The following is an 8,121-nucleotide window of genomic DNA, read 5'->3' on the forward strand; positions in this document are numbered from 1 at the left end:
ACCCGAACCTGCTTGTGACCCAGACCCTCTCCAAATCGCGCTCACTGGCCGGTTTGCGTGTGGGTCTGGCGGTGGGTCACCCGGACCTGATCGAGGCGCTGGAGCGAGTCAAGAACAGCTTCAACTCCTACCCGTTGGATCGCCTGGCAATTGTCGGTGCGGCGGCGGCGTTCGAGGATCGTGAGTATTTCGAGAAAACGTGCCGACGGGTGATCGACAGCCGTAACACGCTGGTCGCACAGTTGGAAGGTAAAGGTTTTGAAGTGCTGCCCTCGGCCGCCAACTTCATCTTCGCCCGTCACCCGAAACACGACGCAGCCGGTTTGGCCGCGAAGCTGCGTGAGCAAGGCGTGATCGTGCGGCACTTCAAGCAGGCGCGGATTGCCCAGTTCCTGCGGATCAGCATCGGTACGCCGGAGCAGAACCAGGCGTTGATCGATGGGCTGGGTGAGCTTTAACCTGCGCTGAAAACCAAATGTGGGAGCTGGCTTGCCTGCGATAGCGGTGTATCAAACGACAAATATGTCGCCTGTTACTCCGTCATCGCAGGCAAGCCAGCTCCCACACTGATTTGCGTTGTGTTGGTTAGATCAGCGGCTCATCCGGCTTCTTGTTCTTCCAGCCATCATTGCCCGGCAGCAGCAGGTTCAAGCCAATCGCCACCACCGCACACAGGGCGATGCCCTTGAGGCCGAAATCATCCGGACCGGTGCCGGTGCCAACCAGCACACCGCCAATACCGAACACCAGGGTCACGGACACAATCACCAGGTTGCGTGCTTCCCCCAGGTCGATCTTGTGGCGAATCAGCGTGTTCATCCCCACCGCGGCAATCGAACCGAACAGCAGGCACAGAATGCCGCCCATCACCGGCACTGGAATGCTTTGCAGCAATGCGCCGAACTTACCGATAAACGCCAGGCTGATGGCAAAGATTGCCGCCCAGGTCATGATTTTCGGGTTGTAGTTCTTCGTCAGCATCACCGCGCCGGTCACTTCGGCGTAGGTCGTGTTCGGCGGGCCGCCAAGCATGCCTGCGGCCGTAGTGGCGATCCCGTCACCCAACAGGGTTCGGTGCAGGCCGGGCTTCTTCAGGTAGTCGCGGCCGGTCACGCTGCCTACCGCGATCACACCGCCGATGTGTTCGATCGCCGGGGCCAGTGCCACCGGGACGATGAACAGAATCGCCTGCCAGTTGAACTCCGGCGCGGTGAAGTGGGGCAGGGCGAACCACGGTGCGGCGGCGATCTTCGCCGTGTCGACTACGCCAAAGTAGAACGACATGGCGAAGCCGACCAGCACGCCGGAAATGATCGGCACCAGGCGGAAAATCCCTTTGCCGAACACGGCCACGATCAAGGTGGTCAGCAGCGCTGGCATCGAGATCATCATGGCGGTCTGGTAATGAATCAGCTCGCTGCCATCACCGGCTTTACCCATGGCCATATTGGCGGCAATCGGTGCCATGGCCAGGCCGATGGAGATGATCACCGGGCCAATGACCACAGGTGGCAGTAATCGATCAATGAACCCGGTGCCCTTGATCTTCACCGCCAGGCCCAGGAAGGTATAAACGAAACCGGCCGCCATCACGCCGCCCATGGTCGCCGCCAGGCCGAACTGGCCCTTGGCGAGAATGATCGGGGTGATAAACGCGAAACTTGATGCCAGGAATACCGGCACCTGCCGTCCTGTCACCACCTGGAACAGCAATGTGCCCAGGCCAGCGGTGAACAGGGCGACGTTTGGATCAAGACCTGTGATCAGCGGCATCAACACCAGCGCGCCAAATGCCACGAAGAGCATTTGTGCGCCAGACAGGATCTGGCGCCAAAGCGGGTCGTTGAATTCATCCTGCATGCTCACGCGTCCTTCTGCTTGGTGCCGAAGATCTTGTCGCCGGCATCGCCCAGGCCAGGGATGATGTAGCCGTGTTCGTTCAGGCGTTCATCGATGGAGGCGGTGTAGATCTGCACGTCCGGGTGGGCCTTCTCGACGGCGGCAATGCCTTCGGGGGCGGCGACCAGCACCATGGCGCGAATGTCCTTGCAACCGGCCTTTTTCAGCAGGTCGATGGTGGCGACCATGGAGCTACCAGTGGCGAGCATCGGGTCGATGATCATCGCCAGGCGCTCGTTGATTTCCGGGACCAGTTTTTCCAGGTAGGTGTGGGCCTGAAGGGTTTCTTCATTACGGGCCACGCCGACGGCGCTGACTTTGGCGCCCGGGATCAGGCTGAGCACACCTTCGAGCATGCCGATACCGGCGCGCAGGATCGGCACCACGGTGATTTTTTTACCGGCGATTTTTTCCACCTGGACGGGACCGGCCCAACCGGGGATCTCGTAGGTTTCCAGGGGCAAATCCTTGGTGGCTTCGTAAGTGAGCAGCGCTCCGACTTCCTGAGCAAGCTCACGGAAGTTCTTCGTGCTAATGTCGGCACGGCGCATAAGACCGAGTTTGTGTCGGATCAGCGGATGGCGGATCTCGCGAGTGGGCATGGGGAAAGCTCCGGCAGCGGGCAAAAAAACCGGCCTAGATTAATCTATCCGAGGGTGTTGTCCTATAGACATCAAGTACGTTAGTCCATAAAGGCTTGATTGGAGCGCACGAGAAGCGTACCTTCGCCCGCTTTTCTTGCCACAGCACCCCTTGGAGAGCGCCATGTCCGCTGATCTCGAGCATATCCGTCAAATCATGCGCGAGGCTGACTGCCTGTACACCGAAGCGCAAGTCGAAGCAGCGATCGCCGAGGTTGGCGCACACATCACCCGTGAAATGGCCGATACCAACCCGGTGGTTTTCTGCGTGATGAACGGTGGCCTGATCTTCGCCGGCAAATTGCTGACTCACCTGCAATTCCCGCTGGAAGCGTCCTACCTGCACGCCACCCGCTATCGCAACGAAACCAGCGGCGGCGACCTGTTCTGGAAAGCCAAGCCGGAAGTTTCGTTTATCGATCGCGATGTGCTGATCATCGACGACATCCTCGATGAAGGTCACACCCTGGGTGCAATCATCGACTTCTGCAAACACGCCGGCGCGCGCAAAGTGCACACCGCCGTGTTGATCGACAAAGACCACGACCGCAAGGCCCGCCCGGACCTGAAAGCCGATTACGTTGGCCTGCCATGCATCGACCGCTACATCTTCGGTTATGGCATGGACTACAAAGGCTACTGGCGTAATGCCAATGGCATTTTCGCCGTTAAAGGCATGTAAACGATGTCCCCGGTTTGTACCGGGGCAACCCCCCCCTCATTGGTTCTCCAGCGCTTTCGAAGCCTGCGTCTCACAGGTAGACTTCAAGCCCCGTGTAAATGTCTGCAGGCTGGAGTCGGTAATGCGTAAAGATAAGAAACAGGTGATTGGTGATGAGATCGGTGACGATCAGATCAAGTTGTTCCTGGACTTCGAGCCCGTTGACGCGACTTCACCGTCCCTGCACAAACTGATCAAGGCCTACCGTGGCCTGCGTATCGACGATTTCGAGCGGTTCCTGGGCTTTTTCAAGGCGGCCGGCCTGGACCTTGATGGCAAGGATGAGCACGGCAAGACCTTCGTCGACCTGATCAAGGATCAGCGCCATGCGGACGAGTACATCGAGTTGATCGAAAACGCTCGCGGCTGATTATCCGAGGCATAAAAAAACGCCCCGTCCTCATACAGAGGGCGGGGCGTTTTTTATGGCCTCAACGTCTTAAGCGTAGCTCTCGGTCTCGGCGGCAGGCTCAACCAGTTCCAGGCTGATGTTGTTCTGCGTGTTGATCTTGCGGTACAGCTCGGCATCGGTCTCCAGGACCTTTTCCCGCGCCGGGAAGATCTCGTGCAGCTTGGCTGCCCATTCACCGGCGGCTTTCTCCGGGAAGCACTTCTCGATCAACTCCAGCATGATCGAAACGGTCACCGAAGCACCTGGGGACGCACCCAACAGGGCGGCCAGCGAGCCGTCCTTGGCTGCGACCAGCTCGGTGCCGAATTGCAGCACGCCGCCTTTCTTCGGGTCTTTCTTGATGATCTGCACCCGTTGGCCGGCCACTTCCAGGCGCCAGTCTTCGGCTTTTGCCTCAGGGTAGAATCGGCGCAGGGATTCCAGACGCTGCTCCATGGACTGGCGCACTTCGCTGACCAGGTACTTGGTCAGGTCCATGTTGTCCCGCGCTACGGCGAGCATCGGGCCGATATTGCCAGCGCGAATCGACAGGGGCAGATCAAGGAACGAGCCGTGCTTGAGGAATTTGGTAGTGAAGCCGGCGTATGGCCCGAACAGCAGGGACTTCTTGCCCTCCACCACGCGGGTGTCCAAGTGCGGCACGGACATCGGTGGGGAGCCCACTGCCGCCTGGCTGTAGACCTTGGCCTGGTGGTGCTTGACCACTTCCGGGTTGTCGCAACGCAGCCACTGGCCGCTGACCGGGAAACCGCCGAAGCCTTTGCTTTCTTCGATGCCCGAGGCTTGCAGCAGGGGCAGTGCAGCACCACCGGCGCCGAGGAACACGAACTTGGCGTCCACCTCGCGGGTATTGCCGCTGTTGACGTCCTTGATGCTCACGGTCCAGCCCGCGCCATTGCGCTTGAGGCCGGTGACGCGCTTGCTGTACTTGACCTGGGCGTCTGCCGAGCTGGTCAGGTGGCTGAGCAGTTGGTTGGTCAGGGCGCCGAAGTTGACGTCAGTGCCGTTCATCACACGGGTGGCGGCGATTTTTTCATCGAGCGGACGACCCGGCATCATCAAGGGCATCCACTCGGCCATTTCGCTACGGTCTTCGGTGTAGTGCATGTCCGAAAACGCGTGGTGCTGGCTGAGGGTTTCAAAACGCTTCTTGAGGAAGGACACGCCTTTTTCACCCTGCACGAAGCTCAGGTGCGGCACCGGGCTGATAAAGGACTTGGACGAGCCAAACGTGCCTTTCTTGGTCAGGTACGCCCAGAACTGCTTCGACACCTCGAACTGGGTGTTGATGTGTACGGCTTTCTTGATGTCGATGGAGCCGTCACCCGCCTGCGGCGTGTAGTTCAGCTCACACAGCCCGGCGTGGCCGGTACCGGCGTTGTTCCACGGGTTGGAACTTTCCGCGGCACCCGAGTCCATCAGCTCAACGACTTCCAGCTTGAGGCCGGGGTCGAGCTCTTTGAGCAGTACGGCCAGGGTGGCACTCATGATGCCGGCCCCTACCAGTACTACGTCGACTGCTTCGTTATGCGCCATTTAACGCGTCTCCAAAATCTGCAGCACCAAATTGACGGCATGGCTGCCAGGAGTGACGGGGCGGTTCACGTGTTGCCCCAGGTTACCCATGGCCAGGATCGCCATGTCCGATTCTTCGCAATTTTTTTGCAACTTCAGCGCACGCTTCCTGCCGGGCTAATCTGCCTATGAACGCATTCATGGGCGCCTGTGGCAATTCGACTTATGGTCAAAGCGTGCGATTCGTGCAACCAAATCCGTAGCGGACAGGTTTCAAGCTCCGGTTCTTGGGGAGTACTCGGTCCTGTGTTGGGCTGTTCCAGACGCTGATGGTGCTTGTACAAACGCCAAACTATTCATTTGCTCGCCACACTCTTGTGAAGTTGTGAAAACCCGTTTTTTCACGCTCTTTTGAAGACGTGAACCTCAAAAAAGGGCTGCCCCAGCCTGGCACCTGGCCCGGATACCTTGCCGACACGCGGCAACACGGGCAAACAACTCAAGTGGCCGAGCGCAATGGCAGCTCTGGCAGATTCGGTAAAGACGGAGGGTTTGCAAAAACAGCAAGCACGCCAGCTTCACTCGATCTGTGTGGGCGGCTCTCTGTGGGCGATTTGGGGGTTAATGCCGAGGCATTAACGATGTTGCGAGGCCCGATCAGGAGACGTCCTTATAATCGGGGGGAGATTGTAGCGAAGAACGCCAGGGAAATGGGCGTGTTTTATGACTTTTATTAGCGCTTCGGTCAGGAGGCCAACGCTTGCTGGGGTTGTGCATGCACAGGCTGTGGGCAGACCCGGGCGCTGGCCGGCAGCGGGCGGTTCATCCAGCCCAGGTGAGTCTCGGCAACTTCCACCCAGCCTTCACCGACGGGCGGCAGGCTGCATTGCTTGAATGCCAGGCAATGGCCATTGGCATCGAGCAAGGCGAAGTGACGATGGTGGGCGTGTGGCATGAACAATGACTTGAGAAGGCGCATGGCTTTGTACCTGTTACGTTACATGCTCGAAGGTTGCCAGTGTGCCATGACACTGGAGTGACGAATTTATGTGAAATTGTAATTTCCACGCGCCTTCAGCTGCCGTTCAGGATTGCTGGTGAGCGGCATCCCCGCACCGTTATACTGGCGGCCTGTTTGCACCTAGTCCTGGAGAAATGAGTATGTTGCAACGCCTGTTGTTCGGTTTGATCACTGTGACCAGTTTGACCCTGGTTGGCTGCGCCAATAGCCCGCAACAACTCAGCCCGCAACCTAAAGTCACCGCGCAGTTGGCGCCTGTGGGCCATGGCCAGCCGGTGTCGGTGCGTGTGGTGGATGGCCGTCCGTCGCCAACCCTCGGCTCCCGTGGTGGCCTGTACCCTGAGACCGCGCTGATTTCGGTGCAGGGTCAGGATGTGCTGCCCAAACTGCAAGCCCAGGCCGAAGCTGCTGTGCGTCTGCTGGGTTTCACGCCGGCCAACTCGCCGGGTGCCCCTCAACTGACCATCACCCTGGCCGAACTGAAGTACCAGTCGCCTAAAGAAGGCTTGTATGTGACGGAAGCCTCTATCGGTGCGACGTTCAAATCCGACGTGAGTGCCGGCACCCGTCGCTACAGTGGCCGTTACGGCGCGTCCCTGAACCAGCGTTTCGGCATGTCGCCGAACCAGGAAACCAATACCAAGCTGGTCAGCGATGTGCTCAGTGATGCCTTGACCCGCCTGTTCAAAGATCCAAGCATCGGCCAACTGCTCAGTTCGCAGTAACCGCCGCTCAAAAAAGAACCGGGCTCAGTGATGAGCCCGGTTTTTTTTCGCCTGTCGTTTTTATGCAGCCGTTTCGACATAAAGCTCCAGCACACTCACACCTGTGAGCAAGTCCAGCTCCGGCAGGTCGGCATGCTGGTGCCCGGCAAGGGCGCAATACACCAGCCAATGGCGGTCTTGAACGTTGAACGCCAGGCTGCCGATCAGCGCCTCTTGCTCGTCGCTTTGTGCGATCAGATACAGCCGATCCTGGTTTTGCGCATGCAGCATGACAAGCTCCTCAAGCGTCGAAGGGCAACAGAGTGGCTTGTTAAGGTGACGTTCAGGTGACGCTGTAAATTACTGGATACATTAGCGGCAATGGGGGAAGGAGCAGGACTGCGCAGGAGGCGACTATCGTTCAGGTTTGTATCTGAGCCGATACCAAGCCACTGATACATCGAGGTTTGCGATGGCAATGCCCGCACTGCTCATCAATGCTGTCGCTCTACTGGTTGCCTGCCCGGGCGCCGCGTTGCTATTCATTACCCGCCTGCGATCCCAGCGTGCCATGGCCGACCTTAGCGCACGAAGCGAAGAGCGCGCCATCGACCAGCCGATGCTGTTTCTGGATGTTCACACCGAGCGGGCGTACCGCCTGGCCTACCGTATTGGCTTTGCCTGCCTCGGGCTGGCGCTGGCCACCTCCTGGCTCAGTACCCATCTGTAAAAGCACCACAAAACAAATGTGAGAGGGGGCAAGTCCCTCCCACATTCCTGATAGGTGCCTAGAGAGGAATCCCGGCCTTGACCCGGTACTGATTGCGCACCGGTGTTGCGTACTGCACCACCAGATACGGTCGATGCTCGACCGGGCATTCGTTCAAGCGTCGTTCCCATTCCGCTTTAGCCTTGGCCAGTTCCTCCGCCGGGAACAGGTCTGCTGCCTTCGGCACTTGCAACTGCGGGTCGGCATCATTCCATTGTGCATAGGCCAGGTAGTGCACCGGGAACAACCGGTAGCCCCCGAGGATCTGCCGGTCCATTTCCACGGCGAGCAGCTTGGTGTCTTCAAAGCGCTCGGTGATCGGCGGCGCGAAGTTCACGTGTACGCGGCCCTTGTAGCCGGTAATGCCCAAGGCAATGCTCACATCGTCCTCACCCGGTGCCTTGGTGTAGGTACCGGTGGTGGCGCGGATGTATAGCTC

Annotated in this window: 10 protein-coding genes and 1 pseudogene; 5 read left to right on the top strand and 6 right to left on the bottom strand. The window is 58.9% G+C overall.

Annotated features, from left to right (window positions below):
* Positions 1-458, top strand: a 458-nt coding sequence (locus tag ACRESD_RS09095; protein ID WP_431750611.1) for a pyridoxal phosphate-dependent aminotransferase, incomplete at its 5' end; no start/stop codon positions are given.
* 127 nt (positions 459-585) lie between these two features.
* Here ACRESD_RS09095 and ACRESD_RS09100 read toward each other — a convergent pair.
* Both ACRESD_RS09100 and upp read right to left on the bottom strand, forming a co-directional pair.
* Positions 586-1,860 (bottom strand): uracil-xanthine permease family protein, encoded by a 1,275-nt coding sequence (locus ACRESD_RS09100; RefSeq protein WP_431750612.1) that lies wholly within the window; start codon positions 1,858-1,860, stop codon positions 586-588.
* A gap of 2 nt (positions 1,861-1,862) precedes the next feature.
* Positions 1,863-2,501 carry a uracil phosphoribosyltransferase gene (gene upp, locus ACRESD_RS09105; RefSeq protein ID WP_017138223.1) on the bottom strand — a complete coding sequence of 213 codons (639 nt, stop codon included), beginning with the start codon at positions 2,499-2,501 and terminating at the stop codon, positions 1,863-1,865.
* Between the two features lie 163 nt (positions 2,502-2,664).
* On the opposite strand from upp, the gene ACRESD_RS09110 reads away from it, so the two are divergent.
* Positions 2,665-3,222 carry a hypoxanthine-guanine phosphoribosyltransferase gene (locus ACRESD_RS09110; RefSeq protein WP_431750613.1) on the top strand — a complete coding sequence of 186 codons (558 nt, stop codon included), beginning with the start codon at positions 2,665-2,667 and terminating at the stop codon, positions 3,220-3,222.
* A gap of 121 nt (positions 3,223-3,343) precedes the next feature.
* On the top strand, positions 3,344-3,631 hold the full coding sequence (locus tag ACRESD_RS09115; protein ID WP_431750614.1) for a PA4642 family protein: 288 nt from the start codon (positions 3,344-3,346) through the stop codon (positions 3,629-3,631).
* Positions 3,632-3,700: 69 nt separating this feature from the next.
* Here the strand turns inward: ACRESD_RS09115 and mqo are convergent, their stop codons facing one another.
* Together mqo and ACRESD_RS09125 are read right to left on the bottom strand one after the other, a co-directional pair.
* Positions 3,701-5,209 (bottom strand): malate dehydrogenase (quinone), encoded by a 1,509-nt coding sequence (gene mqo / locus ACRESD_RS09120; RefSeq protein ID WP_431750615.1) that lies wholly within the window; start codon positions 5,207-5,209, stop codon positions 3,701-3,703.
* A 724-nt stretch (positions 5,210-5,933) separates the two neighbouring features.
* Positions 5,934-6,167 (bottom strand): hypothetical protein, encoded by a 234-nt coding sequence (locus tag ACRESD_RS09125; RefSeq protein ID WP_431750616.1) that lies wholly within the window; start codon positions 6,165-6,167, stop codon positions 5,934-5,936.
* A gap of 182 nt (positions 6,168-6,349) precedes the next feature.
* Here ACRESD_RS09125 and ACRESD_RS09130 point away from each other — a divergent pair, with 182 nt between their 5' ends.
* Positions 6,350-6,934 (top strand): YajG family lipoprotein, encoded by a 585-nt coding sequence (locus ACRESD_RS09130; RefSeq protein ID WP_431750617.1) that lies wholly within the window; start codon positions 6,350-6,352, stop codon positions 6,932-6,934.
* A 60-nt stretch (positions 6,935-6,994) separates the two neighbouring features.
* On the opposite strand, the gene ACRESD_RS09135 is transcribed toward ACRESD_RS09130, so the two are convergent.
* The gene (locus tag ACRESD_RS09135) at positions 6,995-7,204 is read right to left on the bottom strand and encodes a hypothetical protein (protein ID WP_431750618.1); all 210 of its coding nucleotides are present in this window, start codon (positions 7,202-7,204) and stop codon (positions 6,995-6,997) included.
* Between the two features lie 181 nt (positions 7,205-7,385).
* Here ACRESD_RS09135 and ACRESD_RS09140 point away from each other — a divergent pair, with 181 nt between their 5' ends.
* The gene (locus tag ACRESD_RS09140; RefSeq protein ID WP_431750619.1) at positions 7,386-7,643 is read left to right on the top strand and encodes a hypothetical protein; all 258 of its coding nucleotides are present in this window, start codon (positions 7,386-7,388) and stop codon (positions 7,641-7,643) included.
* A gap of 58 nt (positions 7,644-7,701) precedes the next feature.
* Here the strand turns inward: ACRESD_RS09140 and ACRESD_RS09145 are convergent.
* Positions 7,702-8,121 (bottom strand): annotated as a pseudogene (locus tag ACRESD_RS09145) (1-acyl-sn-glycerol-3-phosphate acyltransferase); the annotation flags it as partial.

It is taken from the genome of Pseudomonas sp., assembly GCF_050739995.1.
In the GTDB taxonomy this organism is placed as follows: Bacteria; Pseudomonadota; Gammaproteobacteria; order Pseudomonadales; family Pseudomonadaceae; genus Aquipseudomonas.

Bases quoted from the DNA above. Each gene is read 5' to 3' on its own strand.
- ACRESD_RS09125 (WP_431750616.1), bottom strand. From the start codon at position 6,167: ATGCGCCTTCTCAAGTCATTGTTCATGCCACACGCCCACCATCGTCAC.
- ACRESD_RS09130 (WP_431750617.1), top strand. From the start codon at position 6,350: ATGTTGCAACGCCTGTTGTTCGGTTTGATCACTGTGACCAGTTTGACC.
- ACRESD_RS09135 (WP_431750618.1), bottom strand. From the start codon at position 7,204: ATGCTGCATGCGCAAAACCAGGATCGGCTGTATCTGATCGCACAAAGC.
- ACRESD_RS09110 (WP_431750613.1), top strand. From the start codon at position 2,665: ATGTCCGCTGATCTCGAGCATATCCGTCAAATCATGCGCGAGGCTGAC.
- ACRESD_RS09100 (WP_431750612.1), bottom strand. From the start codon at position 1,860: ATGCAGGATGAATTCAACGACCCGCTTTGGCGCCAGATCCTGTCTGGC.
- ACRESD_RS09140 (WP_431750619.1), top strand. From the start codon at position 7,386: ATGGCAATGCCCGCACTGCTCATCAATGCTGTCGCTCTACTGGTTGCC.
- ACRESD_RS09115 (WP_431750614.1), top strand. From the start codon at position 3,344: ATGCGTAAAGATAAGAAACAGGTGATTGGTGATGAGATCGGTGACGAT.
- mqo (WP_431750615.1), bottom strand. From the start codon at position 5,209: ATGGCGCATAACGAAGCAGTCGACGTAGTACTGGTAGGGGCCGGCATC.
- upp (WP_017138223.1), bottom strand. From the start codon at position 2,501: ATGCCCACTCGCGAGATCCGCCATCCGCTGATCCGACACAAACTCGGT.